Here is a 26,988-nt window from a genome sequence, read left to right on the forward strand (position 1 = left end):
CTGTAATAAGACCATTTTACAGATTCATAGAATGGAATCAACTACTTTTTGGAAATTCACTAAAATTATTTCGCTGGTTCCTTAACTGCTTTCTCTAAATTCCGCCGAGCCTTATCCACAGCTCGCTGGATAGGCTTCCTATCATCCGATTCCAACATCGCCAACAGCCTTTCCCCTTTTTCATGAAAGGGTCTTGCAGCAGCAGCCGAGAATACCATTGCAATATTCCACCTTATATTCACATTCTCTGATTCAACAAGTGATTTCAACCAAGTTATCACATAGTTCGGATACCGTTTCAACAACCCGTCCCCAATTGCAAACGCCCCAAGATTTTTCTTTACATAATCCGATTCATCTTGCATGAGTGGCTCTAGGATTCGTAACAGTTCTGGAGCATGTGATTCGTCAAGTGATTTACTCGCATACATGATTGCAAGGACCGTTGCACGCCTAACCTTCTCGGATTCATCCTCTTTCCATACATTGATGACAGGATAGAAAGTATCATAGTGTTTTGCTAAGACTTCACCACAGCCACCAGCAGCCCATTCCCTTACCTCCCAATTTTCATCATCAGAAATTTGATGTAACAGCCTGGCACCCTCTTCAGGGAAATTCCCAAAACATTCAGATATCAAATGAGCACAAATTTCTTTCGCAGAGGGGCTTTCAGAATTCCCAAAATGACTTGTAACATTCCTAAGGGTAGCGGTATCCTCTTTTAGTTCCTTCAATAGCCAATCGGTGACTTTTCGTTTAACATGCGCAGGTGCTGTACCTGCATGGTTCGTTTTCTCTTTTCCCAATAAATTGATGATTTCTTCCCAATCATGAAGGTTAATTGCTTCTGCAACAGATTTCTTCAGATCCTTCATTTTTTTCAACTCCTGATCCTCTCAATCAATAGGCAGTTTTCTTTTTTTCCTTCGTGTAGTTCATGGGAAACCAATCGTCTGACAGTCCGGAAACCACATTTTTCATAACAGCGTAGGGCACGATGATTCCGTACCTGTGGATCCATAACTACTTTTTCTGCACCTGATGCATGGAACAGGTAATCGACAACCGTATTAACAAGCTTCGTTCCAACCCCTCGGTTCTGATAGTTAAGCTCTCCGATAAATTGATCCATCCCATATAATGATTCATCAAATTTATAACCATAAATTCTTTTCTCTTCCTCGGATAAAGGGTAATATTGAACATAACCAATCGGTTTTTGGTCCCATATCACCAAATTTTTAAAAACCCCATCATCACTTTCATAGAAATGCTCATAGACTTTATGGAGGTCATGTGGGCGGTCACGGCCTTCATACCATTGCAGAACTTCTGGATCATTCAGCCATTTGACCAGCAATAAAGCATCATCTTTTTCCAATGGCCGTATGAACAAGTTTCCTGATTCAATCACCGTCATCAACCTTTCCGGACTATAGTACGTTGAAATGGAGGTCTTACATATGATTCATTCATCCGCATTACGTTATATCATATACTTGATTTTGTACAGCGCATTGCTGATCACTGGGTTTAAGACTGAAGAATTGCTTCATGTCAAAGCAACAGAGAGTTTTCTGCTTACCCCAGTCTTCTATTATTCCATCTTGTTTCCGATATTGGTCGGGATGTTACTGGCTTTTCCACTTGGCGATTTTTCATTGAAAAAAAGCCGGAATTTGAAAATCAGTTGGGAAAAGCTGCTTATATTTGGAATTCCTTCGCTTCTCGTCTTGCTTTTTCCTGCTTATTATTTTTCGCTATTCGGCTGGGGCGACTTGATTCCATTTGCTGACTTACTCTATGGAAACCAAAAACTCCATTTCTTTGCGGGAATTGTATTCGGTTTTACGATCGTTTACAGCATTGATGAAAAAGAGCAGTCAGAAGATGATCCAGGAAAGGAGGAAGGATGATGAATTTAGAGAGTTACATCCAATCGCTTTTTGTCCAGAAAGATGAAGAGCTTGAAAAGATCACCGACAGTTTGCTTCAAGCGGGGATGCCGACCATCTCTGTTTCACCTGAGTCTGGCAAATTATTGACTCTGCTTGTTAAAATTTCAGGGGCACAAAACCTTCTAGAAATCGGTGCTTTAGGCGGTTATAGCGGAATTTGCCTGCTGAGAGGGGATGACATTGCCAATCTGACTTCATTGGAATTGCATGAAACTTATGCGGATATGGCGAAACAACATGTAGAAGAAGCTGGGTTTAAAGACCGTGTCCGATATAAAATCGGTCCTGCGCTCGATTCATTGAAACAACTTAAAAGGGACCGCATTACTTATGACTTCTTCTTTATTGACGCCGATAAAGGAAACTATGTGAACTACTTGGACTATTGTATCCAATTAGCTAGTCCCGGGGCATTAATCATAGCGGACAATACCCTATGGGGCGGTGAAGTCCTTAATGAGCATACAGAAAATAAAGATACGAAAGCTTTACAAACCTATAACCGGAAAGTGGCTGATCATCCTCAACTAGAAAGTCTCCTGGTTCCGCTTGGCGACGGATTGACGATTGCCCGGTTAAAATCGAAATGATAAATAGGAATGACGACCATAGTTTACGAACAGGAGCCTGGCACCGATCGTGTCCTGCTCTTTTTTCATTGCACATGATAATCACAAAACAACTTGAATCCAAGAAAAGCGGAAACGCCCTGACCAGCCACGAAGGTCACTGGAAGTCCGACGAGGAGGCTCGAACCAAACAAAGTTCGGTTCTGCGTGGGTGAACACTTCGATCCTAAATCAATGTGTCGACCGCCGCAGGAGGACTGAAGTGATCCAAGTGGTTGGGCGGTGGAGCTAGACATCAAGAAAAGCGGAAACGCCCTGACCAGTCACGAAGGTTACTGGAAGTCCGACGAGGAGGCAGGTGACGGAATCTTAAACCTGCCATCCAGCGGTCAAATGATGCTGTCTACCATCTATTAGGATACGAACGAGGGAAAATGACCGATCTGTCTGGCCGATGAAAAAATCGGTGTTTAACGATACTTGTATTGGGTATTTTAAGAAATAAGCTTATACATCAAAGATAACCGTCCACTGCCAAAAAAGCTTGTTCATTTTTATAGTTACCTTAGAATTTCAAAGGGGAGTAGCTTTAACAATTTCGTCGTCAATCCAGAGGGATTCCCTCTCGGCGTTATTGGCAACTCGATGTTGTTAGCAAGACCTTTGCCTCTAATGGTAAGGGTTTTTTTGTATGGAAAGACTCTACCATTAGGGGATCAAGTCTTTCTTCTGAAAGGAGCCATTATGATGGATTCACTTTGGTTGGAGTATGCGTGGACTTTACTGATATTGATTGGGCTTGAGGGCTTACTATCCGCCGATAATGCCTTAGTCATTGCTGTCATGGTGAAACACCTCCCTAAAGAACAACGTAAAAAGGCTCTCTTTTATGGGATTCTCGGTGCATTTGTCTTCAGATTTTCTGCCTTGTTCGCAATCTCATTTCTCGTCAATGTTTGGCAGGTGCAAGCAATTGGTGCCGCCTATCTAATGTTCATCGGGCTAAAACATATTTATAAACAATACCGGATTAAGAATCAAGGACATGTAGAGGAAAAGACAGAAGAAATAGTCAGTGCAAAAGGATTCTGGAAAACAGTTGTACAGGTTGAATTAGCAGACATCGCCTTTGCTGTCGATTCCATATTGGCTGCAGTCGCGCTAGCACTCGCGCTTCCCGAAACCCCGCTTCCACAAATCGGCGGAATGGATGGAGGACAGTTTGCTGTCATTTTCCTAGGAGGGTTTATCGGATTATTACTCATCCGGACGGCTGCCACTTATATATCCAAGGTGCTGAGAAAGCGACCTGGCCTTGAAACAGCCGCATACCTCATCGTCACCTGGGTCGGTGTGAAACTTGTCGTTCTTACCTTATCCCATAAAAAAATAGGGATCATTTCAGAACACTTTGCGCACAGTATCCCATGGAAGTTTACATTCTACAGCATACTAGTCGCAATTGCTGTTGCTGGATGGATTCTATCTGACCAGAAAAAAGAACCTGGAACAAAGCGGAAACAATCAAAAGAACAAACTGGAAACACTTAAATGTTCTTACCGGATCGCCCGTGGGAAAAGGGACTTCGCAAATACAAGCAATGGAATGAAAGTGCTGAAGATAAAAAGGGAGCGGATTTACGGTACATATGCCGCAGCTGCTCCCTTCTTCTTGATGTTAAAAAATCTTCTTGCGGTCACGTTCATCTTTCAAGATTTCCACTGCTTCCCTAAAACGTTGTGAGTGGACAACTTCACGTTCCCTTAGAAAGCTGAGGCCATCGTTCAGATCCGGATCATCACTCATATTGATGATCCACTGATATGTAGCCCTTGCCTTTTCTTCAGCAGCAATGTCTTCATATAAATCAGCAATAGGGTCTCCCTTTGCCTGGATATAAGTTGCAGTCCAAGGTGCACCTGCCGCATTATGATAAAAAAGTGCGTTATCATGGTTAGCATAATGGTCACCGAGCCCTGCTTCCTTCATCTCATCTGGGGTAGCATCTTTAGTAAGCTTATAAACCATCGTTGCAATCATCTCTAAGTGTGCAAACTCTTCCGTACCGATATCCGTCAACAATCCGACTACTTTATCCGGTATCGAGTAACGTTGATTCAGATATCTCAACGCTGCTGCTAATTCTCCATCTGCCCCACCATATTGTTCAATCAGGAATTTCGCCAACATGGGATTGCACTTGCTTACCTTGACAGGATATTGTAGTTTCTTTTCATAGACCCACATGGTTCAGCGCATACCTCCTTATAGTAGTAGTCAGTTGATCACATCTGCCAAGGCCATGGAGGATCATCCCAATTCCAAGGATATCCGGAGTAGCTTTGACCATATTGCATCAACGGGCCGTATTTCTTTTCAATCTTTTGCCGCAGTCTCATCCCCTTTTCAGCAAACTCATTGAATTGCTTGATCGAATCATAATCCTCTGGATGGGTATCAAGATAAAGGGTCAATTCGACCAGGACAAAATCAATTTCCTGGAGTTGTTTCATCCATTGATAAAACTCATCCGGCATCTGTTTGGGATTTGCCACCTACTCCTCCTCCTCTCGTTTCTTCTTATAAGGATTGCTGTATGGTGCATACAATGCGGGCCAGAGTGTACCTTTAAATAGTGCTGTGGAGGGATCGAATTGCTTCAAGCCATAAGGTTGATAACCTAAATAAAGATTTGGTGGGGTTTCGTAGTATTTGATTTCTAACGGTGGACACGGGTCATTCGGTCCAATATAGGGACGCCAGGATTTTCTATAGGTGCTCATTACGGTTAAAACCTCCCTATAAACAATGTCATATACACCTTATTCAAGTTCAACGAACAATAGACCTCAATAAACTTTCATGCGGGGTGAAGCGTTTTAGGCTTAACAGTTTTAACCAAGAAAAGCGGAATCGCTCGGATCAGCCACGAAGGTCACTGGAAATCCGACGAGGAGGCTCGGACCAAACAAAGTTCGGTTCTACGTCGGCAAACACTTCGAACCTAAATCAATGTGTCGACCGCCGCAGGAGGACTGAAGTGTGACATTTCTTCACTGAAACAAAAACTTTTATACTTTCATACCTTTAAAAAAGAGCCGATTCATAAGAATCAGCTCTTTTTCATACTATTATTTCAACCAAGCAGCAGTGCATCAAGAGAATACGCGCCTGGCCCTGCTAAAACGAGGGCAACAGCAACTGTTATGATCGCAAGGTTGTATTCATACCCGCCATCTGTAGCCCAATATCCGTTCTTACCATGAACCTTGAAGATCGCTATGAGCATAGGGACAATCATCAGTACGGCACCGACCTCTGTAAGCAGGCCGATAGTGATCAACAATCCCCCGACCAATTCACCTAGACCAGCCATAAGAGCCATGGTATGACCCGGCTTCAAGCCAAGTGATTCAAAAAAACCTGCAGTTCCTTTCAGCCCATGACCACCGAACCATCCAAACAGTTTTTGTGTCCCATGTGCCGCAAAAGTCAAACCAAATACAATACGAAGTAATAATAGTGCGATATCCATTTATATCTCTCCTTTGCTTTTACTTTGTTTTTTCACTTACTTTATGTAAGTATATTATTATACATTACTTACTTTTGTCAAGGTGCTTTTAAAAAATATTATCCATAAAACTTACTTCCCTTTCCGCATCTGAAAAAAACAGAAGTTAATCGCTTAGCCACGTAGACCACTGGAAGTTCGACGAGGAGGCTCGAACCAAACAAAGTTCGGTTCTGCGTGGGCAAACACTTCGAACTAAATCATGTGTCGACCGCCGCAGGAGGGCTGGAGTGACCCCAGGTTGGGCGATCGAGCTGGACACCATTTTTCTGCATACTGGGGTCCCGCCTGGCTCGCTTTTCCTGCAGGATTATTGTGAATTTCACTTTAATAAAAAAACCGCCTCTTTTAAGGCAGTCTATCTGTATTGGTTCGTGAGTATGATGGGTCCCTTTTTTGTGATCGCTATTGTATGTTCATAATGGGCAGACAATTGACCATCCACGGTTTTCGCTGTCCAGCCATCCTCCTCTACATATACGAAATGGCTTCCGCAATTCAGCATCGGTTCGATTGTGATGACCATACCTTCCTTCAATTCAGGTCCTTGTTCAATCGGCCCATAATGAGGAACGATTGGGGGTTCATGCATTTCTCTACCAATCCCATGGCCAAGGAAGTCTTTGACAACTGAAAACCCCTTTTCTGTAGCAAATCGTTCAATAGCATGTGCGATATGCCCAATCCGATTGCCCACCTTCGCCTGCTCAATCCCTTTGTATAATGCTTCTTCAGTCGTTTGTAAAAGGTCTTGTGCTTTTTCATCTATTTTTCCCACCGGATATGACCATGCTGAATCAGCCAACCATCCGTTCAAATTCACAACAAAGTCAATTGTTACGATATTTCCTTCTTTCAATTTGGAAGATGAAGGGATCCCATGACAGACGACATCATTTATAGAGGCGCACGTTGCATGCCGATATCCCTGATAGCCTTTCTGTTCGGGGGTTGCCCCATTCTTCTTTAGGTATTGTTCAACAAAGTCGTCAATTTCCCTAGTTGAAACTCCCGGCTTGATGAGCTTCCTGATTTCATGATGACAATCACTGACTAACCGGCCAGCTTCATGGATCATTTCAATTTCTTCTTTTGTTTTAAAAGCAGTCATCCGATCACCTCTCTAACTTCCTTAAGTGTTTTTATCAAAAGAAATGAGATAATTCAAAAGGAATTACCTCATTTTATTAACAGAAAACCATTATTGTTACTGGGAGACTTTTTTCAATGGACGGTGTAATTTCCGTTCCAGCAATTTGCCTATCAACCAAAGTACGAAAATAACAATGCTGATGATGATCATTTTAACCGGTTCCTTGATGATGGAAAAGAAATCATGCCCGATATAGGAAATGAAGAACACCATCACAAGCTTTCCCAGACTGACAGCAAGTACGAAAGTCAAGGTGCTCACCTTGGACAATCCACAAATGACATTGATCAAGGCAGAGGGCGTGAATGGAAAACAATATAATACGAACAAAAGCCCGAACCCTTTCTTTTCAACCCATTCAAGCAATGATTTCGTTTTATCATGTCGGGTAAGGAAATTCAAAAAGCGTGCTTGTGCATACTTTCTGACTAGCATATAAACAAAGATCGATCCAAAAACTGTTCCGATCCACGAAAACAAGACCCCCCAGAAAAATCCATAGGCTGCTGCATTTCCTGCAACGAATAAAACGAGAGGCAAAATAGGTAAAAACGCTTCAAGCATCGGCAGCAGGATCCCTGGAAAAGGTCCAAGATCCTGGTACTCATCCAACCATCGTAAAATATCTTCTTGCGTCAATTCAGTTAAAAAGTATTTCAGTCGCTCCCAGTAAGTGCCCATGAATGTACTCCTTCATCCTATATGTATAGCCTTTATTTTATCATACGGCAAAAGAAAAGGTTTTTAACCTGATTAATTTCAATTATTATTAAAAGAATTGTCAAAGAATAGGTGATTTCACTGTAAAAAAGCAGGTTGCCTAAGAAGGCGGGGCTTGTCAATTTCGTTCACATCAGGAAAACAAAGCTTGGCATTATCAAATTTTCTTTCCAGAAAACTTTTTCAGTAAAATTCATGACCCTCCTGCGAAAAAAAACAAACCGGGCGAAACACGGTGAGGAAACTTGCGGACACTCGCTCAAAAGGTGGATTTTGCAAAAGAAAAGCGCAAACGCCCTGGTTAACCATGAAGGTCCCTTGAAGTCCGACGAGGAGGCTCGAACCAAAAAAAGTTCGGTTTTGCGTGGGTAAACACTTTGACCTAAATTAATGTGTCGACCGCCGCAGGAGGATTGAGTGATCCAATTGGTTGGGCGGTGGAGCTGGCCATTTCTTACCGCAACCAAAATTTTTATGCTTTCTTATCCTTTAAAAAAGAGCTGACATTTGTGTGTCAGCCCTTGATCACTACTTCATCAACGCAGCGTAGACGGAATCGTCCAATTCCTTTGCCTTGACTGGATTATATGTCTTTTCATATTCAGGTTCCCTGGTGATTTTCGCGCCCCAGAACATGCTTTCAAAAACAGCTTCCACAGTGATTTCGATTTTCGAAAGTTTCAGGTTGACACCTTCCATGATATCCTCAAGGATCTCAGCTTTACCCTGGATCGAATATACGGTCTCCAACCCGATGATATTCAAGACAACCCCTGGATTCGCTTTGATGTTATCCACGATCCTTGAATTGTTCGTAACTGAAAAACGGATCCGCTTTTCATCGACACTCTTCACCCAAGAAATCGCATTCACATTAGGAGCCCCGGTCTCTGCGTCCACTGTTGCGATATTCACAAGTTTCTCACCTTGAAAAAATTCAACGAGCTCAGGTGATAGTTCTGTAGGTATTTCTTGTTTTACCAAGTCAAAAACTCCTTTCAATGATTACCTGTTGCTAGATTAAATATATCATTAGTCAAAAAGGCTGCAAAGTATTGGATTGCTGAAATTCATAACCTCTATTGTTCTTGCCTCTCATTCCCCAGTTCAACCGACTAGAAACTTATTTTACATCAATTGAAAGAAAGAAGCTGACATCCAATGGAATCGTCAGCCTCGTGAGTGTATTTCATCATGTTACAAAATCAGGCTTACGCTGCTGCAAGGTCGGTTCTCCTTGTGCAACTTCTTTACCGGTATGGACATCAAGTACAGCCGTCGCTTCATTAAACCAGCTGTCAGGGGCAGCGTGACCCCAGAATGTCGCTCTTCTAGGATCATTCAGGTCCCACCGGATCGGCATGAAATCCGGATCGCTCGTCAAATAATCTCCCGTATACATTTCAATCCTGTTTCCATCAGGATCTTTCAAGTACAAGAAGAAAGCGTTGGATAACCCGTGTCTGCCGGGGCCGCGTTCGATCCCATCGGCATAGCCCAACGATGCCAGGACATCACAGCAATGGATGACACTCATCGGTTCACTGAGGGTAAAACCGACATGATGCAGCCTTGGTCCTTTCCCGTTCATGAATGCGTGGTCGTGGACAGTAGGTTTGCGATGTAACCATGCCGCCCATACCCGATCATCTTCAGTGGCGGTGTATTCTGAACACCGAAAGCCTAGCTCATTGATATAAAAGTTTTGGGCTGCTTCCACATCTTGAACCATGCAATTGACATGGTCGATTCGCTGGACGCGTGCCCCCCGGTATAGATCGAACCGTTGAAGCAAACGATCGACACCTTCCATTTTTGCGAAGAACTCAAGTGGCAGACCGGATGGATCTTGAACCCGAAACGTTCTGCCTACAGCTCTTTGTGAACCTTGTTCAAGCCACTTCGGTTTCATCCCTTTTGATTCGAAAAGCTTATAGAGGTTGTCAAGATGGCTTTCTTCCATCACCTTGTAGGACATCGCCTGGACGCCTGGTCCTGCTGCTTTTTTCAGAACCAGACTATGATGGACATGTTCTTCCAACCCCCTCAGATATAAATGTTCCTCGTCCCGCTCTGTTTCCACAAATCCAAGTGCATCCACATAAAAGGCTTTTGCCTTATCGAGGTCTGTCACATTCATGACCACTCTTGCTATCCGTATGATGTTAAAGTCCATATTGCCGCCCCCTATACATTCACATTCTCAGTCGTAGTCGGCTTGACTCGATCCAGGAATGATTTGACCATTTCTTTATATGGCTCTTTGTTGTAGACGTCATAATATACGTTCGACATCCGTACAGGGTCTCCGAAGAAATAATATTCGTATAAAGCTTGACGGCCACCGAAAGAACTTAATGAAATATCCCATGCCAATCGGAACAATTGGACTTTTTCATACCCATCGATCTGGCCGCCTTGGGTATAACGATGGACAAGCTCTCCAATGTCCTCATTGTTGAAGTCATCCTGTGTCGGTGTTCCCATCAAACCGGAAGCACCAAGAATCCGTACGATTTCGACCATCCGTTGATACACTTTCGGATACCAGTTCCTCGCAGCATTCAGCGGCGCAAAATCAGGTGTCATATTCCCGTACTTGTCTAGAGCTGCATTTTGTTCAGCCCGGAACATATGTGAACGCATCGTTTCGAGGATGATCATCACTTCAGAAGCTTTTTCTTTTACATGCTGGAACCGTTCAATTCCTATCGCATCAATCATGCTTAAAATGACTCCGAGGACGAATTCAGTCTTCGCTGTGTTCTTGGCTATGACTTGGTGTGTCATATGGACCATCGCATTCGTCTCGACATAAGTACGGTTGCAGATTTCAGAATTACCTGCTACAAAGACACGCTCCCATGGTACGAAAACGTTTTCAAAAATGACGATCGCATCACTTTCTTCGAAACGACTGCTCAATGGATGATCCCACTGGTTACGCCCGATATCGAATGACTCCCTGCAGACGTATATCAAGCCTTTTGTGTTATTCGGAATTGCAAAAGCCATCGCATATGGATCGTCATCAGTCGAAGCTTTATTCAAGGTCGATGGGAAAACGACGATTTCATCAGTGATCCCACCTTGTGTTGCAAGAAGGCGGGCTCCATTGACGACGATGCCGTCCTTGTTCTTTTCAACAATATGCGCTGAAATGCCAGGATCCTTCTGCTCATGCTGCATTTTCGAACGGTTGATCTGCGGGTGGATCAATGTATGTGTCAATGTCACGTCGTTTTCGCGGCAATACTCATAGTACTTACGGACATTCTCGCCAAACATCGGGTCCTGTTCAGCGAAAAATTGATCTGCTGTCCCGAAAGCCATCACACTCGTGTTCAAGTAGTCAGGTGTGCGCCCCATCATTCCGCCAGTATTACGAGCCCATTCTGTGAACATGCCGCTCCGTTTCATCAGATCCTCTTTCGTTTTCGGTGCGATGAAGGATAACCCTACCTTCTCACCGGATTTTGGGGAGGTATAAAGCATCTTGTCAGGTTTCTCATGCTGGAGATCCAACAGCCTTGCCATCGACTGGATAACGTTCTTCAATGCCGGATGCTCAGTGACATCCTCTACTCTTTCCCCATGAATCCATACATTATTGTTTGCGGCTTTCAAACCATCTATATACTGTTTACCATTTCGTGCACCCAATCCGATCCCTCCTGGATAATTGATCATTTCATTGTCCAAACTTACGCCGACAAATCTGTCTGGTTGCAAATCATTCATGTAATTCGCCGGAGGTATTCGATTAATTTTGCTGTGAAGATGAGGATGTCAACGATTTCTTTCCGAATTGCGGAATATGATGTTCCCCCATCGCTACATGGATCACTTTCATTTCCGTATAGAATTCAAAAGCGTAATGCCCGCCTTCACGGCCAATTCCGGAGCTTTTCGATCCACCGAAAGGTATACGAAGATCACGGACATTTTGGGAATTCACCCATAACATCCCTGCTTCTACAGCCTGTGCAACCCGATGCCCCTTTTTCATATCATTCGTCCATACGTAACCTGCCAGGCCATAACGGATATCATTCGCTAGCTGGATGACCTCTTCTTCTGTTTTAAAAGTCATCACTGATAAAACAGGCCCGAAAATTTCTTCCTGTGCAACACGCATGTCATTTTTCACGTTAAGAAGCAAGGTCGGTGCGACGAAATTCCCTTTTTCAAATCCTGCAGGGATATTACCATAATAGAGCTCAGCTCCTTCTTGGGTAGCAATGGCCAGGTAATTTTTCACCCTGTTGTAGTGCTCCTTGTGAACAAGCGGGCCAACCTCGGTTTCCATATCCATCGGGTCCCCGACTATGATATTGGATACACGCTCCTTCAACCTTTCGATGAAAGATTCTGCAACCGATTCTTGAAGGAACAGCCGGGAGTTCGCTGTACAGCGTTCACCATTGAAAGAGAAAATCCCCCATACACAAGCATCGAGTGCCCTTTCCATGTCTGCATCGTCAAAAACGATGATCGGAGATTTGCCACCAAGCTCCATGGAAAAGCGCTTTAAGCTTGCAGCGCCATTACGCATGATTTCAGAGCCAGTCGTCGTTTCTCCTGTAAAAGAGATCAACTGGACATCAGGATGTGCCACCAGGGATGCTCCAGCTGTTTCACCAAACCCGTGGACAACATTGAATACACCGTTCGGCAATCCGGCTTCGTCAATGATTTCAGCCAATTTATTTGCTGTTAACGGTGACCATTCAGCCGGTTTCAATACAACAGTATTCCCAGTAGCCAATGCAGGAGCGACCTTCCAGGTTTCAAGCATGAATGGGGCATTCCATGGTGTGATCAATCCAGCTACACCGACCGGTTTTTGGACTGTATAATTCAAAAATTCATCATCGACCTGATATGCTTCGCCGACCATCCTGTTCTTCACCATTTCAGCATAGAACCTGAAGTTGGAAGCTGCTCTCGAGGTCATTTTCTTCGTTTGCTTGATCGGTAACCCTGTATCAAGTGATTCAAGATGTGCAATCTCTTCGATATGCTCATCGATCAAATCTGCAATCCTATAGATGTATTTCAGACGTTCGTCAAGTTTCATCGAACCCCATGGACCGTTACGGAAAGCCTCTTTCGCAGCATCCACCGCGAATTCAATATCCTCCTTCTGACCTTCTGCAACATTGTTCAGCGCTTCCGCTGTTACCGGGCTGAAATTTTCAAAAGATTGTCCAGTACGTGCATTTTGGAACATACCATTGATATAAAGCTGGATCGGGTCTTTAATTGTTGCTTCTAGCATTCTCAGAACCTCCTGCCGCAACCTGATCGGTTCTTCCGTCTAAAATACCGTTTTCCAAAGCACCCAGGTAATCGATTTCGAGACGCACGTGATCACCAGGGTATACGTGTGAAATCCCTTTCGGCGTCCCTGTCCAGATGACGTCATTTTCCTCGAGTGTCATGAACGAGCTTATGAATTCGATCAAATCATCGATACCATAGATGAGATCTTTCGTATTCCCTTGCTGGCGAAGCTCCCCATTTACATAGGAGCGCAACTCGATATTATTCACATTCGGGATGTCTTCTTTATCAACAAAATAAGGTCCCATCGGTCCGAACGTATCATGCCCTTTTGCACGTACTGGCGGACGATACATGTTATTGACGAAATCCCTTACTGTCACATCATTAGCAATCGTATAGCCCTTGACGTGATCCATTGCATTTTCTTTTTTGATATTGCGTCCTTCTTGTCCAATGACGACAGCCAATTCATTTTCATAGTGCATGTACGTAGCTCCGTCCGGATAGTAAATGGGGGATTTGTGACCGATGATGGAAGAATTCGGTTTGATGAACAAGACTGGTTCCTTCGGCTTTTCAAGCCCTAATTCATCTGCATGATCGGCATAGTTCAACGCAAGCCCGACCATTTTATTCGGCTTGAACGGTGCCAACCAGACATCAATCTCACTTTCTTCATATACCTTTCCAGATGAAGCCTGGATTTTTCCATCTACCACTGTTCCTGATTGTTCTCTACCTTCTATAATAAAACGGGCATGTTTCATTACGCATGACTCCCAACATTTTTAGATAGTAAACCGTAGTGGTCCAATACAGAGCGGATCTCCTTCTGTAATTCTTCACTTGGCAAATCCATCGGCAGACGCAGGTTCGGGGTGATCCGATCCATCATACCGAGTGCTGCTTTGAGCGGCGCAGGGTTCGTATCCTTGAACAGGACATCATTCAAAGGCATCAAATCATAATGCAGATCCTGTGCTTTTGTTACATTACCGTTCACCCAGTGGTTATAAACGTCCGCCACCCTGCCAGGCATGATGTTTGCAGTCGCACTGATATATCCTGCTCCACCAATTGCAAGCATCGGGTAACAGAGAAGCTCGATCCCGGAATAGAGCAAAAAGTCTCTCCCGCAATTCAGAAGCACGCGATTGACATGTTCAAAGTCCTTATTCGATTCTTTGATTCCGATAATGTTATCGCAATCCTCATTAAGTCTTGCAATTGTTTTGACGTCCATGTTGACGGCTGTGCGTCCTGGAATATTATAGATGATGATCGGAATATCTACGGTGTCTGCGATTGTTTTGAAATGTTTGTAAAGCGCATGTTGGGAGGGCTTGTTGTAGTATGGAACAATGACCATTGCTGCGTCTGCTCCGATTTCTTTCGCTTTCCTGGTGAGGTATAACGTTTCTTGGTGATTAGTGGAACCTGTACCTGGTACGAACGGGACTCTGCCGTTGACTGTTTTCGCTGCAGTCTCCATAACCTGGACTCTTTCCTCAAGAGTCAAAGAACTCGGTTCACCAGTTGTACCAGTAATAGATACTCCATGGGAACCGCTTTCGATGTGCCATTCAATCAAGCTTTTCAACGTATCAAGATCAAGAGAATCATCTTCCTTGAACGGGGTGATAATCGGTGCAATCGATCCTCTCAATTGTTGTTTCACCACATCTAACTTCGACATGACAACCTCTCCTTTTTAAATGTAATTTGACCCTAGGAAATAGGCCAGTCATAAGTAAATACATTAAAAATACAAAACGCAGAAGTTACAGCTCCTTTCTTTCTTGATCATATTAAAAGTGCTGGTCAATGCCTTTGCTGGTAAAACGATTTGACAGTATTCAATTTGTGTTCCCGGACGTAGGCTTCAATCTCTTCAGGGGCTGCCCTCTGTTCAAGTAGGCGTATGATTTCATCGTGCTCCAAGACGGATTCTTTCGCCCGGACAGGCATGAATGCAGAACCTGCCCTTCTTATTGAATCGAGGCGTTTCCATGTGGACCGGATATTTTCCACGAGGTATTTGTTTTCGCAATATTCGTATGTAAGACCGTGGAATGAGCGATTATGGTTCCCGAAAGACACGAAATCAAGTTCCTCTAAAGCTTGCTTCATAGATTGGTTGATTTCTATAAGCTCTGGAATCCGTTCCAGTGGGAAATGTTGACCGCTGATGGCTGTCGCATATCCTTCAATTACGGCGAGAACCGATAACGTTTCAAGATACTCGTTTTCATTGATAGGTGTAACGATCGCACCACTGTAAGGTTTGAACTGGATTAATCCATCCGACTCAAGCTGGCGGAGCGCCTCTCTGATCGGGATCGCACTCGTCTCAATTTCCCTAGCAATCTGGTCGATCACGATTCGATAACCCGGACCATACGTCCCGTCAAGAATTCGAGAACGAAGCAACTTATACGCAAATTGTTGTTTATTCATGGATTTAGAATTAAGCGCTTTCATAAGTTTATGATATATAAAATCATATATGATTTCAAGATGAATATCAGAATTGTTTCAATAGTCACAAATTGAGAAAATCAGAACTTCCATGTGATGCTTATAAGTACCTCGTATATCGCCATTCACATTTTCTTGGCCCCATGACGCTTTCATGAGTACCTCAAATTCTATTTTTTGTGTTTTCAGGGTCTCATGATGCTCCTATGGGACCCTCAAAATCCATTTTTCGCGTTTTAAGGGCATCATGACGCCTTCATGAGTACCTCAATTTCTATTTTTCGCGTTTTCAGGGCCCCATGACGCTTTGATGAGTATCCCACATTCCGTTTTTCATATTTCCTGTATTTCAAACCTCTATTTGAGTAAATAATCCGGTTCTTTACTTTTCAAAACCTCTTATGAATACCTGAAATTCTATTTTTAGCTTCTAGGATTCTTAGAAGAATTGCTGTAGGTATCCAGAGAGACAGGGCGATCTTGTGTTTTTCATTAAAAAACCCGAGGGAAGAATCTCCACTCAGGTTCAACTACTAGCCTACAAATCGTTATGGCAACGGTACAATTTGATTTTGAACAGCATAGATGATGGCTTGTGAACGGCTTTTCACTTCAAGTTTTTTCAAAATGTTGCTTACATGGATCTTGACAGTCTTATCACTGATAAATAATCGGTTAGCGATATCTTTATTGCTCAGGCCTTCAACGAGACAGATTAAGACGTCTTTTTCCCGATCTGTCAGGTCGTTACCATTTTGGCTGATTTGACTTTTCTTTTGATGATAGTCCACCAGTTTTTTAGCCATGCTAGGGTGCAAAATCGATTTACCTTCTGCTACCGCACGGATCGCCTCAATGACCTCTTCTGAAGGTGCATCTTTCAGGATATATCCATCAGCTCCTGCTTTCAAAGCGGCCATGAAGTATTCATCATGCTTGTACATCGTCAAAATTAATACCCTGCATTCTGGAAAACTCTTCTTTACTAAACTAGTAAGTTCAATTCCATTTCTATCAGGAAGATTGATATCCATTAAAATCACGTCTGGTTCAGTCGTTTCAATCGTTTCTAATATCTCTTCCCCAGAGGTCAACTCTCCGACAACTGCAATATCCTCTTCAATAGCAATAATATTCTTCATTCCATCTCTTAATATTGCGTGGTCATCGATTAAAAGTAGTTTTATCATTGTTGAGTCTCCTCCACATCATTTTGTAGCTGGTACAAACATTAGAATTTCGGTACCTCGGCCTGGTGTACTATTTATTTTCAAAGACGCATCGATCTGTTCTGCTAATTCATTCATATTCAAAATACCATAGTGAGCTTCCGATTTTGCTCTCAGCAAAGCTTTATACAATTGAAACCCTTTGCCATCATCTCTAACCCGTACGACAACATGCTCTTTGCAATACCTGATCATGACATCCACTTTGGAAGCCTCAGCATGTTTCCCGGCATTTTGCAATGCTTCTGACACGACTTCATACACGTTCTTCTCTACATGTGGCGTTACTTCTTTTTCAACGCCTCGTGTATGGACTGATACATTCACGTCAAAGTCCTTCACAACCTCTTCACCTTTTGCACGGATGGCTTCCATCATGCCAAACTTTTCACTAGGATTCGGCCTTAAAGCATAAATGGATTCTCGTACTTCGCCAAGGCTTCCTCTCAGTTTTTCGATGCTTTCATTTACTAGCTTGACCTTTTCATCATCTCCAGTTTTCAAACGTTTTGAGGTTTCAAGCTTCAAGACAGCACCAGCGAGTGATTGTGCAATCCCGTCATGAATTTCCCTTGCGATTCGGTTCCTTTCTTCCAAAACGATCCGCTGTTCTCTTTCTGCAAATAGATTTCTCGTCTTTATTATAACAGCAAGTTGATTCGCTAAAGTAGATAAAAATTGAATATCCGTCGTTTGATACAGTTTATTGTCTTCCTTTCCGACAAGTAAAACACCGACTGTTTCATTCTCTATCCGTAAAGGGGTGACGACAACCGAGCGTATAGAAGAATCCAGATAAGCATCCAATCCCTCTGGAAAGTCCTTCCGAGATGAGAAGTGGACCGCTTCATCCAAAAGTGTGAACCAGTCTTGCTCAAATGCATTTTCGATTCCATGGATGATGCCTCCTTTTTTAAACGAGCCTTTCCATTCATCATTTTCTTTAACGATGAATAAAGCCACGTCTGTTGTAATGAATTCATCGATCCATCTTTCAACTGAAGAAACCCAATCCTCGGATGGAAGGATCCTGTTCAGTTCCTTTGTAAGAGAAACCAGGGCCTTGAAACGGTTTTTCTCCCTGTTCAACCCATTTATGATAGCACTGATGATTGAGGCAGCCAGTAAGGGAGAGAAGAAAAAAAGGTACGAAAAGACATCCACGACCCCGCCCCTGTTCTGATTTCCTAATGCGAACATCAACATCAGATAACTGATGGAAATGGCAACAATTATAGTCTCCTGGAGCATCTTCTGCTTCCAATCTTTCCAGGAGTATTTCTGTGGACGAAGCCAAAGAATCATATCAATCAGCAGATTATTTATGATGTAAAAAAACAAAGTAAACAGCAGCAATTTATAATAGTGATACCCTAATCCAATCGCTCCCGTCCAAGTCAAATAAAGAATTGCACTCGTAACCATTTGTGCAAGGACAAGTGTCAAAGCAAGCTGTGCCGGATTAAACCAAACAATCTGGATATGTCGCCTTTTAATCAAATTGACAATAAAACTGACAAGAACAAATGAAACCACACCCGTCCATGGACCATATAAAATGATGATCGTGTAGATAAGAGGGAAACTGAATGATGTGATACTCTTCCAAACCGGAATCGGAAACAATTCTGTAATGAATAAAAAACCGACCAGCAGTGCAAATGACCAGAGATCACTAATAGTATGTAATTGAAACAGGCTATAGAAGGCTAATAACCAGCCAATAACTGTTATGCAAGTGATTATGATATTGGAATTCCGTTCACGGGACCTATCCATACTTCAAAAACCCCTATCTATGGAAAAAGTGATGTTTCCCTCATCCTAACAAACCCTTTGAAACCCAATAGCTTAATCCGAAAATGAATCCTACTAATAATAAAATCAGTGCAAGCGATATATTACTTATTTTCATGTTGATCCTCCTTTAAGTAAAGACTGAACGATCTCAGGTATTTCTGATAAAGAATCTATCATAAAATCCGCTTCCTTCGGCTTTTCATAATAAATGCTCTTGACCCAGATCGTGTACATCCCCAATTTTTTTGCTGCTTGAATATCATTGTAGGGATGATCGCCGACAAAAATCGTTTCATTTGATTGAAGATCCAACTGTTGCAATCCTCGATAGAAAAATTCTGGAGATGGTTTTTTGATTCCTTCTTCTTCAGAAATTAACGCACAATGAAAAACATCCTCCAGCGAAAGTGCTTCGATCGTCTTCGTTTGAAATATGGTTTCCCCATTTGTCATCAAGCCGCTCATCAAGGAAGACTCTTTCAGATAGGAAATCAAAACATCTAAATCATCCATTGGAACGCAATGGCCATGAAACTCCATATAATAATCGGCTAACAGAATATCATACAAATGGTGATCGAGTTTATATTTTTCAACAAGTTTACGATAAACATGTTTTTTATGTAGGTAACCGTTTTGGTCATATTCCAGAAAATCTTCCACGTAATTTTGTGATGTAACTTTTTGCAATAAGTCAGCATGACGTTCATATTGTGTATTAATAAACTCTTGTAACGATCTTGTCCGATCCAGCAGTGTCCCATCCAAATCAAACATCAATCCTTTGATCATATCCATCTACCCTCCCATCAGTATCTAAAATAAAGTATACATGAAAAGGCTGATTTTTCAGATAGAATACATTCTAAATAGAAAAACTCAACCGATGCAATCGATTGAGCCAGTTTTTATTGAAGAAGATTTGGATCTGTAGGATTATGACTAGGTTTAACTTCCTTAAGACGTTCAAGTATGCCCATTTCTTCAATATCCTTTTTCGTCTGATCCGTTCCTAAATCATAAATGGTCAGGTAAATTTCATTTAGGAGACGATCATAAATCATATGGTCACGGTCTGCAGTATCAATGACATTTGCAAAAAAATGAGAATGGAAATAACCGATCGTGTCAGAGTGATACGCCTCTTCCATCAAGTCCTTCAATAACGCCGCTTCGTCTTCCGTCGCATGCACTTCAAAGTCGTAGCTTGATTCACCTTTACTATTGCGGATTTCAGCGTTTTGCATCCCAACTTGAACAGTTATATAGTACGGCTTTCGTTCCAACCCGATCAACCCCCTGGTCCGATTGTTTTATTTTATTTTGAACAAGTTAGACAGATTTATTCGAATCCATCGCAATAAAAAACTGTTCCACAAAAAAAAATAAATTAATGTAATATTCTGAAAACTAATTGACATCGGATTGCATATCTTAGATAATAACTAAAAGGGTTTGGGAGGAATCCTCATGAATAAGCATACTTCATCTTTTCAGGCTAAAATGAAAGAACAGGCACAATTGAGACAGAGAAAAGCCGAACAGTATTTTGTTTCCCTTGCCGCCCGACTTCAATTGGACGAATCGTTATTTCAACATCAGAGCCAAAAACTCAGAAAGAGAATTGACGATGCACTTGAACGCAATGACAAGGAGTCTTTTTACCGTCTTGCTGAACAATTCAAAAAGAAGTACAGCAATAATTGATTATTCTAAATCGTTAAAGGGGCGGACAATGTCAGCCCCTTTTGCTGTACTTGATTTTTTTGGACAGCGATCAGCGTTGCGACCATTTCATAATGCCCTTTTGCCTGGGCAATCGGACAATAGATCTGATATTCCCCCGCCTCGAATATCTTTTTGATGGACCCTCCACCTTTGATTCTTACCTTTTCCATTCCTTTTATCGCAAACTCATGCTCACCTTCCTCACTTTTGAAATTGATCGTGATGGGTTGGTCAGCAAAAACTTTATATACTTTCTTATTGAACTGCCAATTCTCCGCTTCCACCTCAATAACTGTCACCGGTGAATCAGAAGGTACATCTTCTGTCACGTCTGCTGTTCCACAAGCTCCCAAAAACATTATTCCGAGCATGAAAAGAATAAATTTATGCATCAAAGTGGTCCCTCCAGCATTTCCATCGGTCTCTACCATATTGTTATTATATTTTCGCTAATACTGCTTTTCATACTAAATAAAAAAAACTGACCAAATCAGGGAGAATACTTGATGCGTTAAAATTCCAACCGCAGTATTGCTCTCTATTTGATCAGTCTTTTTTCCTTAGTAACATACGAATGAAACAATCTGGCGGCGGTCGATTCCGAAGTATACCCATCTCCGTCCTGTCCATCGATAGCCTGCAACAGAATTCCTTCCGACAAATGTGAGCCAAGCCCAGAAAGAATATCCGCCTCTCAACCAAATGTAGACGTACCTTCGTAAACAAGGCCTCAATGCGCCAGGGTCTACCGCATAAGTACCCGTACCTGGACTTGCTTGAAGTGCAGATGGTGACTGGTTCGGTATAAAACTCGGAGGCGGTCCTGGCGGAGGTCCACCTCCACTAGGAAAAGGCGGACCGGGTGGGGGGCCGATTTGCTGCTGGCCTCCTCCGCCGAGAATGTTTTGCATTATGGAAGCAAGTGGATTCTGCCGATTATTCAAAGACATACTCCCCCTTCAATATGGGTTTCAGACTATCATATGTCAATTGAAACTTTAGAGTGCAGGCTTTTACCCATCTTCCATATCTTAACTATCCATACCCGAAAAATATCCAATTTTCACGAATATGTATATAAACATTCTTTCAGGAGGTGTACTGTGTCCAAATACATCATAAATCACAAGAAAAAAACGGTTCATCTTTCCTCTTATGTTTGTGATGAATGTCGCATCCCTAATTATGAAAGTACTATCCGTGAAGACAGTACAGACGAAGAACATGTCCATTTTTTGATCCATACATCATATGAACAATGCCCTTACTGCTTTGAACTATCTCCCACCATGACTACACCAAAGACCCGAGTGTTATAAAAGAACATCTTATTGTATTCCAATGGTCTTACCGATCCAATTCCAAATGAGGACAAAAGACAAGCTGACACAGATCCAGGTATAAGGTAATGAATGGAAATGAAGATGACCTAAAAGGACTTTAGTGCATCCTTCAAGGTCAATGTTTCAGCTGCGTTCTTTTTGGTAAGCAATGAGTATGATCTCTTCATTGCTTTCTTTCTTCAGTTCTTTTTCATAATTTTGAATCTTATCCAACATTTCCTTCGAAACATCCGCTACCGGATAATTTTGATCTTTCATTAGTGTCAGCTCCTTTTTCCGTCCTTCGTATACTGAATGATATCCCTATCATCAATATCATCAACCGCAGCGTCGGTTTCATCAAAATCTACAATTGAATTTCCCATTGATCCATCCATGAAATACTGGTCAGCTTCATTTTCGGCGACCGTACCGAAGCCAGGATTAATGGCGGAATCGGAATGTAATTCAGGCTGCCTTTTATCACGCCTAGAATCTTTATTCATTACTACCACTCCTTATAAAAAGCTTTTTTTACACCATTTTTGGTACAGCGGTTTGACTGTCTATCGAACAGACACAGCTACTTTTATTTTTACGCATACTTTGAAGATCTATTACTAACCTTGACTTAATGGATGATTTTCATACTCAATTTGAAAAATGTAGCATGGTTCTTTTATAACTTAGGCGGTTTTCGTATAGGTTGTTGTTTTAGGATTTGGAAATATACTCGCTTCCCGCAGGCGAAAGAAAAGCGGAAGCGACCTGCAACTTAAAAGGGCTGACGAAAGGTGTCAGCCCTGGGTGTTATTTTATTATCCTGATTTCCTTTTCTTTTTTGATAATTTGTTTAGTACCCACCCTTGGCCGACTTCACAGTACCTGAGTGGCAGTTCTAATTGAGCCAAAATAGTGTTTTTTCCGACAAGTTTCAAATTTCCTGTTTCTTCATTCAAAACATCGATTTGCGCTGTTTCTGTCTCGGATAACGGGACAACAACATTTTCCATTCCTTTGATTTTGAATGCTTTACCATCAAAAGAAACCTTGTGACAGTGGGGAGGTTGACCTAGTTTTATTTTTTCCAAACTTGTTTCCCTCCTATTTTGGATTGATTCTATTGTAACAGATTCTATCCAAGAAAAAAGCATGAATTTAGATATTTTCAAAAATTCTTTTAATTGAATTTTTATGTCAATATATGTTTGTTTCGACACGTTCCTTCAAAAAAGTTAATCCAACAGTGGTATGGACTTGTTTGATCCAGGAACCAAGAAAAGCGCAAACGCCCTGATCAACCACGAAGGTCACTGGAAGTCCGACGAGGAGGCTGTCGCCGCCGCAGGAGGTCTGAAGTGATCCAAGTGGTTGGGCGTTGGAGCTAGACATCAAGAAAAGCGCAAACGCCCTGATCAGCCACGAAGGGCATTGGAAGTCCGATGAGGAGGAATTACACTTTCTTATCCTTATAAAAAACTTCCCTTAACCAAGGGAAGTTTCTGTGTTCTCGCTAATTTCATTGTTCAATGTTTCCGCATATTCGATAAGAAGGATACTCATCGAAACAGCCCAGGCGAGGGGCGTATTTTCATTCGCTTTGTCGGTACCGCCGATGTAAAGTTCCGGAACTTTGCCATCCACCGGAACAATGGATTCAGTCTTTCTTAAATACTCTTCGACTTTACCCATGTCACCTAACTGTCCATAACATAGACCTAACCATGGGAAACCGAAACACCACTCAGCTTCCGAACCTTCATTAAAATACTGATCCCCTTCATAACGGATACAGCCATATTTCCTTTCCAGTTGTTCCCTTACCTTCGCTACTATTTCAAGTGCACTTTTTCTAGACACGATTTGATAAGGATAGATCAAAGACAATAACGCAAGATCCGTTTCTTTTGTCTGACTTTCTCTAGGAAGTAAGAATCTAAGCGTTTCTTCCCCCTTTTTGATCAACTCATCTGGTACATCGACAAGCATCCGCACCTGTTTCAGTCCCGCAACACACGCTCCGACACTGGATGCATGAAGCTCTTGATATTCTTCCCACATGCCGTTATCCTCATCAGACCAATACTGCACGCAGTTCAAATAATCCACAAGCTTCTGAATCATGACCCGGTCTTTCTCATCCCGGATCATCTTCTTTCCTCGTGCTAAACCGGCACCTATTCCCCACAAGAAGCTTCCAATCGCATCATGTTGAGCATGCCCCCACTCGACAGGAAGTTCCCTGAGATCAGGAGAATAACGGGCATGAATATATTCATAGCGGTGTACAGGTCGTTGGAACCGATGAATATCGATTTTCCATTCATAGGTCCTGAATAAGTCTAAAAGGGCATAATACGCTTTTTCGAACCTGCCGTCGTTATTATATAAAAATGGAAGTGCCGCATAACATACATCGCGAATCCATACATAAGAATAATGCTTGGATGGACTTGCAAGATAGGCTCCATTCGGGAGCCTCATCGTCTCCAACACATCGTATAGTTTTGATTTTTCCATCATCAAAATCCTTCCTCTTTCTTATACCTTGTTACTTCCTTTATTCCCTTAATTCAACAATTTACTCTTGGTTGTGAAAAAGAGGATGAAAACCATCAATAGTGCTGCATTGCCTTTAATATCGTATTCATTAGCCGTCCAAATGTCAGCCCAAATGAATGCAATTCCGTGTTACTTTAAGCTTTAGACAGGTGTTGTCAGAGGAGGCTTGCGGATCGCAATTCGCATTATAACAGAACCTATGACTATAAAGGAATGACAACAAGCCAAACCTTCCGTGCTAAACGCTTTGTTTCAATGGTAGCAAAAAACTCTGTTCCAAGTCTTTACGGCATAACGGTTTTGAAAAATAGAAGCCTTGGACTTCTTCGCAATTCATAGTTCTAAGGAATTTCAACTGCTCAATTGTTTCAACTCCTTCTATAACCACAGATAAATTGAAGTGATGAGATAAATCAATGATCGCTTTGATCATAGCGGTATCATTGAAGTTAGCCGGCACGTCCATAATGAAAGGTCGTGCGATTTTCAATTGGTTCAATGGGTATTTTTTGACATAGCTTAAAGAAGAATAGCCGGTCCCGAAATCATCTATCGAAATCTGTACGCCCATCGCAGCAATTTCTTGCAATTGAGCTGTTAAGTATTCCTCGTTATTCATCGCTATGCTCTCTGTAATTTCAATCACTAATTTTTCTGCTGGAAAGCGTGTCTCCATCAAAATCATCGAAATCTTTGAACTAAGATTTCCCTGTGCAAATTGCTGGGGTGATAAGTTCACGCTCAAACGTGGAGGAGCTATCCCTTCTTTTTCCCATTCATTGAAATGTTGGATCGCTGTCTTCATCACGATTTCATCGATCGGTATGATCAAATCGAATTCCTCAGCAAGTGGGATGAATTCACCCGGAGAAACCAAACCATGCAAAGGATGTACCCAGCGTACAAGGGCTTCAACACCTGAAAGCGTTCCTGTATGGATATCAAATTGAGGCTGATAATGGACGAGGAATTCTTCCCGTTTGATGGCAGTATGAAGATCCGTCAAAAGCTCCATTCTGCCAACAAGTTCTTCGTCCATTTCAGTTGAATAGAAAACGACTTTGCTTTGTCGATCCTCCTTCGCCTTATACATCGCAAGGTCTGCATGTTTCATCAACTCTTCAACAGAATCACCATGTTCCGGGTGGATTGACACCCCTATGCTCAGTGTTATCGACAATTCTTTATCATTGATGTGGAAGGGAGGGTCAAGCGAATGAATGATTTTTGCCGTCAATTCTTTAATTTCATCGTCATAATAAATACCGTCTATCAATATGGCAAATTCATCTCCCCCGTGGCGGGCCATGAAGGCCCCCTCCGGCAGGCAGCTTTTGATTCTTTTAATGATATGTAATAAGAGCTGATCCCCTACTGAATGGCCGAGTGTATCGTTCACATGCTTCAGGCGATCGACATCAATAAAAATAAGAGATACCATCGTACGCGACCGGCTTGAATCAAGTATTTTCCACTCTATTGTTTGTTCAAGATATTTGCGGTTGGGTAGCCGACTGAATGTATCATGGCGTGCGATATATTCGATCTGCTTGAATGCGTCCTCCAGATCTTTATGGGAATCCGTCAATTCCTGGGTACGTTCACCAATCTTCTTTTCAAGATGCTGATTAAAAAGCTTCAAATGTTTTACAAGGGATTGATTTTGAATGACGCTGATAATGTCACGGCAAATGACCAATACAAAGGTTACGATCAAACTTCCAAATAACACTTTGTTATCTGGATGGACGAATAAAAAATCGTACAGAAGAATAAGAACAGCGGTATATTGGATGATCGGCCTGATGATCTCCCAGAGTGAGTAGGATATCGTGACTCGGTCCCGATATCGAGTGAGAAAACCATTTTGTTTTCTATGAAATGATGAGGCAATCATAAAAATGCCTAATCCATCGAGCAAAAGATACGTTTCTTGTAATACCGTCCCATCCAATGAATCGACAAGGAAGAAGATGTCCGATGACAAGCAAATGGACAGCCCTAAAACCAGGCCATTCAAAATTGACTTTCTGATAGGTTTATCATTAATCAAAAATAAGGTACCCAGGATGAATAATACATAAAGGACACCTAGTGGATAGATAACAGCATGTAAAAACAAAACATTTCCAGAGACTTTTTCATACGTTACGTAGGAGATCGCGCCCAATACCGTTATGGTAATATGAAGGTCAAAAAGCAAATAACTCATTTGAAAATTTGATCGCACTTTTGCCAGTACGAACACAAATCCGAATGAGAGAAGTAAAATATGTATGATCCAAAACGTATCTGCAACCGGATGAAGTTGTTCTATTCCACCGATAGACTTGATCAACTCAGCCAGTCCAAAGAAAAAAATACTGACACTTATAAATTTGATCAAGGTCCTGGTAAGGTGATTCCTATGGTTCCACCCTCTATATAACATTACAAAACTAGCTAAAAACAATAAACCGAACATATATGATATAGATTCTGTGTAGAGCGGCGTTGCTTCCCCATCTAGGAGATAGATCATCAACATGAAGGATACAACCGAGCCAACACCAATCTGAATTCGCAACAGAGTCATAAATAAATGCCCCCAACATTGAGCTTG

At 42.1% G+C, this 26,988-nt stretch carries 30 protein-coding genes; 4 read left to right on the plus strand and 26 right to left on the minus strand.

All coding sequences use genetic code 11. The annotated features are described in order from the left end of the window. Positions 1-65: 65 nt before the first annotated feature. Both L1611_RS05975 and L1611_RS05980 read right to left on the minus strand, forming a co-directional pair. Positions 66-878, minus strand: coding sequence for a HEAT repeat domain-containing protein (locus tag L1611_RS05975; protein WP_236312195.1), 813 nt, complete (start codon positions 876-878; stop codon positions 66-68). A gap of 5 nt (positions 879-883) precedes the next feature. Next, positions 884-1,423, minus strand: coding sequence for a GNAT family N-acetyltransferase (locus tag L1611_RS05980; protein WP_236312196.1), 540 nt, complete (start codon positions 1,421-1,423; stop codon positions 884-886). 43 nt (positions 1,424-1,466) lie between these two features. Between L1611_RS05980 and L1611_RS05985 the strand changes: the two genes are divergently transcribed. From L1611_RS05985 to L1611_RS05995, 3 genes are all read left to right on the plus strand, one after another. Continuing rightward, positions 1,467-1,919: a hypothetical protein gene (locus L1611_RS05985; protein WP_236312197.1), complete on the plus strand. Its 453-nt coding sequence runs from the start codon at positions 1,467-1,469 to the stop codon at positions 1,917-1,919. Further along, complete coding sequence (locus L1611_RS05990) at positions 1,916-2,551, plus strand: O-methyltransferase (RefSeq protein ID WP_236312198.1); 636 nt, start codon at positions 1,916-1,918, stop codon at positions 2,549-2,551. The genes L1611_RS05985 and L1611_RS05990 overlap by 4 nt, the downstream gene beginning before the upstream one ends. Before the next feature lie 726 nt (positions 2,552-3,277). Continuing rightward, on the plus strand, positions 3,278-4,081 hold the full coding sequence (locus L1611_RS05995; RefSeq protein WP_236312199.1) for a TerC family protein: 804 nt from the start codon (positions 3,278-3,280) through the stop codon (positions 4,079-4,081). Positions 4,082-4,208: 127 nt separating this feature from the next. Here L1611_RS05995 and L1611_RS06000 read toward each other — a convergent pair whose 3' ends face one another. The 17 genes from L1611_RS06000 to L1611_RS06080 all read right to left on the minus strand — a co-directional run bounded on the left by L1611_RS06000 (position 4,209) and on the right by L1611_RS06080 (position 20,060). Then, positions 4,209-4,778: a manganese catalase family protein gene (locus L1611_RS06000; protein WP_236312200.1), complete on the minus strand. Its 570-nt coding sequence runs from the start codon at positions 4,776-4,778 to the stop codon at positions 4,209-4,211. Between the two features lie 38 nt (positions 4,779-4,816). Continuing rightward, on the minus strand, positions 4,817-5,068 hold the full coding sequence (locus L1611_RS06005) for a spore coat protein CotJB (RefSeq protein ID WP_225066192.1): 252 nt from the start codon (positions 5,066-5,068) through the stop codon (positions 4,817-4,819). 18 nt (positions 5,069-5,086) lie between these two features. Further along, a complete protein-coding gene (locus tag L1611_RS06010; protein WP_236312201.1) occupies positions 5,087-5,314 on the minus strand; it encodes a spore coat associated protein CotJA in 228 nt (75 codons plus the stop codon). 353 nt (positions 5,315-5,667) lie between these two features. After that, positions 5,668-6,066 (minus strand): DoxX family protein, encoded by a 399-nt coding sequence (locus L1611_RS06015; protein ID WP_236312202.1) that lies wholly within the window; start codon positions 6,064-6,066, stop codon positions 5,668-5,670. 397 nt (positions 6,067-6,463) lie between these two features. After that, positions 6,464-7,216 carry a type I methionyl aminopeptidase gene (gene map, locus L1611_RS06020; protein ID WP_236312203.1) on the minus strand — a complete coding sequence of 251 codons (753 nt, stop codon included), beginning with the start codon at positions 7,214-7,216 and terminating at the stop codon, positions 6,464-6,466. 96 nt (positions 7,217-7,312) lie between these two features. Further along, entirely contained in the window at positions 7,313-7,939 is a 627-nt protein-coding gene (locus tag L1611_RS06025; protein ID WP_236312204.1) for a TVP38/TMEM64 family protein, read from the minus strand. Between the two features lie 567 nt (positions 7,940-8,506). After that, positions 8,507-8,962, minus strand: coding sequence for a pyridoxamine 5'-phosphate oxidase family protein (locus L1611_RS06030; protein ID WP_236312205.1), 456 nt, complete (start codon positions 8,960-8,962; stop codon positions 8,507-8,509). Between the two features lie 208 nt (positions 8,963-9,170). Continuing rightward, positions 9,171-10,154 (minus strand): 3,4-dihydroxyphenylacetate 2,3-dioxygenase, encoded by a 984-nt coding sequence (hpaD, locus tag L1611_RS06035; RefSeq protein WP_236312206.1) that lies wholly within the window; start codon positions 10,152-10,154, stop codon positions 9,171-9,173. A gap of 11 nt (positions 10,155-10,165) precedes the next feature. Then, positions 10,166-11,641 carry a 4-hydroxyphenylacetate 3-monooxygenase, oxygenase component gene (gene hpaB / locus L1611_RS06040; protein WP_236312840.1) on the minus strand — a complete coding sequence of 492 codons (1,476 nt, stop codon included), beginning with the start codon at positions 11,639-11,641 and terminating at the stop codon, positions 10,166-10,168. A gap of 100 nt (positions 11,642-11,741) precedes the next feature. Then, positions 11,742-13,259, minus strand: a complete 1,518-nt coding sequence (hpaE, locus tag L1611_RS06045) for a 5-carboxymethyl-2-hydroxymuconate semialdehyde dehydrogenase (protein ID WP_265738375.1) — start codon at positions 13,257-13,259, stop codon at positions 11,742-11,744. After that, positions 13,240-14,034 carry a fumarylacetoacetate hydrolase family protein gene (locus tag L1611_RS06050; protein ID WP_236312207.1) on the minus strand — a complete coding sequence of 265 codons (795 nt, stop codon included), beginning with the start codon at positions 14,032-14,034 and terminating at the stop codon, positions 13,240-13,242. The genes hpaE and L1611_RS06050 overlap by 20 nt, the downstream gene beginning before the upstream one ends. Continuing rightward, complete coding sequence (gene hpaI / locus L1611_RS06055) at positions 14,034-14,963, minus strand: 2,4-dihydroxyhept-2-ene-1,7-dioic acid aldolase (protein ID WP_236312208.1); 930 nt, start codon at positions 14,961-14,963, stop codon at positions 14,034-14,036. The genes L1611_RS06050 and hpaI overlap by 1 nt, the downstream gene beginning before the upstream one ends. Positions 14,964-15,088: 125 nt before the next feature. Next, positions 15,089-15,724: a GntR family transcriptional regulator gene (locus L1611_RS06060; protein ID WP_236312209.1), complete on the minus strand. Its 636-nt coding sequence runs from the start codon at positions 15,722-15,724 to the stop codon at positions 15,089-15,091. 569 nt (positions 15,725-16,293) lie between these two features. After that, complete coding sequence (locus L1611_RS06065; protein WP_236312210.1) at positions 16,294-16,935, minus strand: response regulator; 642 nt, start codon at positions 16,933-16,935, stop codon at positions 16,294-16,296. An 18-nt stretch (positions 16,936-16,953) separates the two neighbouring features. Then, a complete protein-coding gene (locus L1611_RS06070; protein WP_236312211.1) occupies positions 16,954-18,753 on the minus strand; it encodes a GAF domain-containing sensor histidine kinase in 1,800 nt (599 codons plus the stop codon). Between the two features lie 132 nt (positions 18,754-18,885). Then, positions 18,886-19,572: an HAD family hydrolase gene (locus tag L1611_RS06075; protein ID WP_236312212.1), complete on the minus strand. Its 687-nt coding sequence runs from the start codon at positions 19,570-19,572 to the stop codon at positions 18,886-18,888. A 110-nt stretch (positions 19,573-19,682) separates the two neighbouring features. Beyond that, entirely contained in the window at positions 19,683-20,060 is a 378-nt protein-coding gene (locus tag L1611_RS06080; RefSeq protein ID WP_236312213.1) for a hypothetical protein, read from the minus strand. A 184-nt stretch (positions 20,061-20,244) separates the two neighbouring features. Here L1611_RS06080 and L1611_RS06085 point away from each other — a divergent pair, with 184 nt between their 5' ends. Continuing rightward, a complete protein-coding gene (locus L1611_RS06085) occupies positions 20,245-20,481 on the plus strand; it encodes an IDEAL domain-containing protein (RefSeq protein ID WP_236312214.1) in 237 nt (78 codons plus the stop codon). Positions 20,482-20,486: 5 nt separating this feature from the next. Here the strand turns inward: L1611_RS06085 and L1611_RS06090 are convergent, their stop codons facing one another. The 7 genes from L1611_RS06090 to L1611_RS06115 form a co-directional block, all read right to left on the minus strand. Beyond that, complete coding sequence (locus tag L1611_RS06090) at positions 20,487-20,894, minus strand: cupredoxin domain-containing protein (protein ID WP_236312215.1); 408 nt, start codon at positions 20,892-20,894, stop codon at positions 20,487-20,489. Positions 20,895-21,062: 168 nt separating this feature from the next. Then, positions 21,063-21,446 carry a transporter gene (locus L1611_RS06095; RefSeq protein ID WP_236312216.1) on the minus strand — a complete coding sequence of 128 codons (384 nt, stop codon included), beginning with the start codon at positions 21,444-21,446 and terminating at the stop codon, positions 21,063-21,065. Between the two features lie 522 nt (positions 21,447-21,968). Then, positions 21,969-22,103 carry a hypothetical protein gene (locus L1611_RS20640; RefSeq protein WP_265738376.1) on the minus strand — a complete coding sequence of 45 codons (135 nt, stop codon included), beginning with the start codon at positions 22,101-22,103 and terminating at the stop codon, positions 21,969-21,971. Between the two features lie 5 nt (positions 22,104-22,108). After that, complete coding sequence (locus L1611_RS06100) at positions 22,109-22,330, minus strand: hypothetical protein (protein ID WP_236312217.1); 222 nt, start codon at positions 22,328-22,330, stop codon at positions 22,109-22,111. Between the two features lie 312 nt (positions 22,331-22,642). Beyond that, entirely contained in the window at positions 22,643-22,915 is a 273-nt protein-coding gene (locus L1611_RS06105) for a hypothetical protein (protein WP_236312218.1), read from the minus strand. Between the two features lie 394 nt (positions 22,916-23,309). Further along, positions 23,310-24,344, minus strand: a complete 1,035-nt coding sequence (locus L1611_RS06110) for a glycoside hydrolase family 15 protein (protein WP_236312842.1) — start codon at positions 24,342-24,344, stop codon at positions 23,310-23,312. 280 nt (positions 24,345-24,624) lie between these two features. Then, positions 24,625-26,961 carry a putative bifunctional diguanylate cyclase/phosphodiesterase gene (locus L1611_RS06115; protein WP_236312219.1) on the minus strand — a complete coding sequence of 779 codons (2,337 nt, stop codon included), beginning with the start codon at positions 26,959-26,961 and terminating at the stop codon, positions 24,625-24,627. Positions 26,962-26,988 lie beyond the last annotated feature (27 nt).

Source organism: Pseudalkalibacillus salsuginis, from assembly GCF_021646685.1.
In the GTDB taxonomy this organism is placed as follows: domain Bacteria; phylum Bacillota; class Bacilli; order Bacillales; family Fictibacillaceae; genus Pseudalkalibacillus; species Pseudalkalibacillus salsuginis.

Bases quoted from the DNA above. Each gene is read 5' to 3' on its own strand.
- L1611_RS20640 (WP_265738376.1), bottom strand. From the start codon at position 22,103: ATGAAAGATCAAAATTATCCGGTAGCGGATGTTTCGAAGGAAATGTTG.
- L1611_RS06110 (WP_236312842.1), bottom strand. From the start codon at position 24,344: ATGGAAAAATCAAAACTATACGATGTGTTGGAGACGATGAGGCTCCCG.
- L1611_RS06015 (WP_236312202.1), bottom strand. From the start codon at position 6,066: ATGGATATCGCACTATTATTACTTCGTATTGTATTTGGTTTGACTTTT.
- map (WP_236312203.1), bottom strand. From the start codon at position 7,216: ATGACTGCTTTTAAAACAAAAGAAGAAATTGAAATGATCCATGAAGCT.
- hpaD (WP_236312206.1), bottom strand. From the start codon at position 10,154: ATGGACTTTAACATCATACGGATAGCAAGAGTGGTCATGAATGTGACA.
- L1611_RS06025 (WP_236312204.1), bottom strand. From the start codon at position 7,939: ATGGGCACTTACTGGGAGCGACTGAAATACTTTTTAACTGAATTGACG.
- L1611_RS06085 (WP_236312214.1), top strand. From the start codon at position 20,245: ATGAATAAGCATACTTCATCTTTTCAGGCTAAAATGAAAGAACAGGCA.
- L1611_RS06115 (WP_236312219.1), bottom strand. From the start codon at position 26,961: ATGACTCTGTTGCGAATTCAGATTGGTGTTGGCTCGGTTGTATCCTTC.
- L1611_RS06010 (WP_236312201.1), bottom strand. From the start codon at position 5,314: ATGAGCACCTATAGAAAATCCTGGCGTCCCTATATTGGACCGAATGAC.
- L1611_RS06005 (WP_225066192.1), bottom strand. From the start codon at position 5,068: ATGCCGGATGAGTTTTATCAATGGATGAAACAACTCCAGGAAATTGAT.
- hpaE (WP_265738375.1), bottom strand. From the start codon at position 13,259: ATGCTAGAAGCAACAATTAAAGACCCGATCCAGCTTTATATCAATGGT.
- L1611_RS05995 (WP_236312199.1), top strand. From the start codon at position 3,278: ATGGATTCACTTTGGTTGGAGTATGCGTGGACTTTACTGATATTGATT.
- L1611_RS06075 (WP_236312212.1), bottom strand. From the start codon at position 19,572: ATGGATATGATCAAAGGATTGATGTTTGATTTGGATGGGACACTGCTG.
- L1611_RS06050 (WP_236312207.1), bottom strand. From the start codon at position 14,034: ATGAAACATGCCCGTTTTATTATAGAAGGTAGAGAACAATCAGGAACA.
- L1611_RS05980 (WP_236312196.1), bottom strand. From the start codon at position 1,423: ATGACGGTGATTGAATCAGGAAACTTGTTCATACGGCCATTGGAAAAA.
- hpaI (WP_236312208.1), bottom strand. From the start codon at position 14,963: ATGTCGAAGTTAGATGTGGTGAAACAACAATTGAGAGGATCGATTGCA.
- L1611_RS05975 (WP_236312195.1), bottom strand. From the start codon at position 878: ATGAAGGATCTGAAGAAATCTGTTGCAGAAGCAATTAACCTTCATGAT.
- L1611_RS06070 (WP_236312211.1), bottom strand. From the start codon at position 18,753: ATGGATAGGTCCCGTGAACGGAATTCCAATATCATAATCACTTGCATA.
- L1611_RS06090 (WP_236312215.1), bottom strand. From the start codon at position 20,894: ATGCATAAATTTATTCTTTTCATGCTCGGAATAATGTTTTTGGGAGCT.
- L1611_RS05985 (WP_236312197.1), top strand. From the start codon at position 1,467: ATGATTCATTCATCCGCATTACGTTATATCATATACTTGATTTTGTAC.
- L1611_RS06065 (WP_236312210.1), bottom strand. From the start codon at position 16,935: ATGATAAAACTACTTTTAATCGATGACCACGCAATATTAAGAGATGGA.
- L1611_RS06060 (WP_236312209.1), bottom strand. From the start codon at position 15,724: ATGAATAAACAACAATTTGCGTATAAGTTGCTTCGTTCTCGAATTCTT.
- L1611_RS06000 (WP_236312200.1), bottom strand. From the start codon at position 4,778: ATGTGGGTCTATGAAAAGAAACTACAATATCCTGTCAAGGTAAGCAAG.
- L1611_RS06100 (WP_236312217.1), bottom strand. From the start codon at position 22,330: ATGAATAAAGATTCTAGGCGTGATAAAAGGCAGCCTGAATTACATTCC.
- L1611_RS05990 (WP_236312198.1), top strand. From the start codon at position 1,916: ATGATGAATTTAGAGAGTTACATCCAATCGCTTTTTGTCCAGAAAGAT.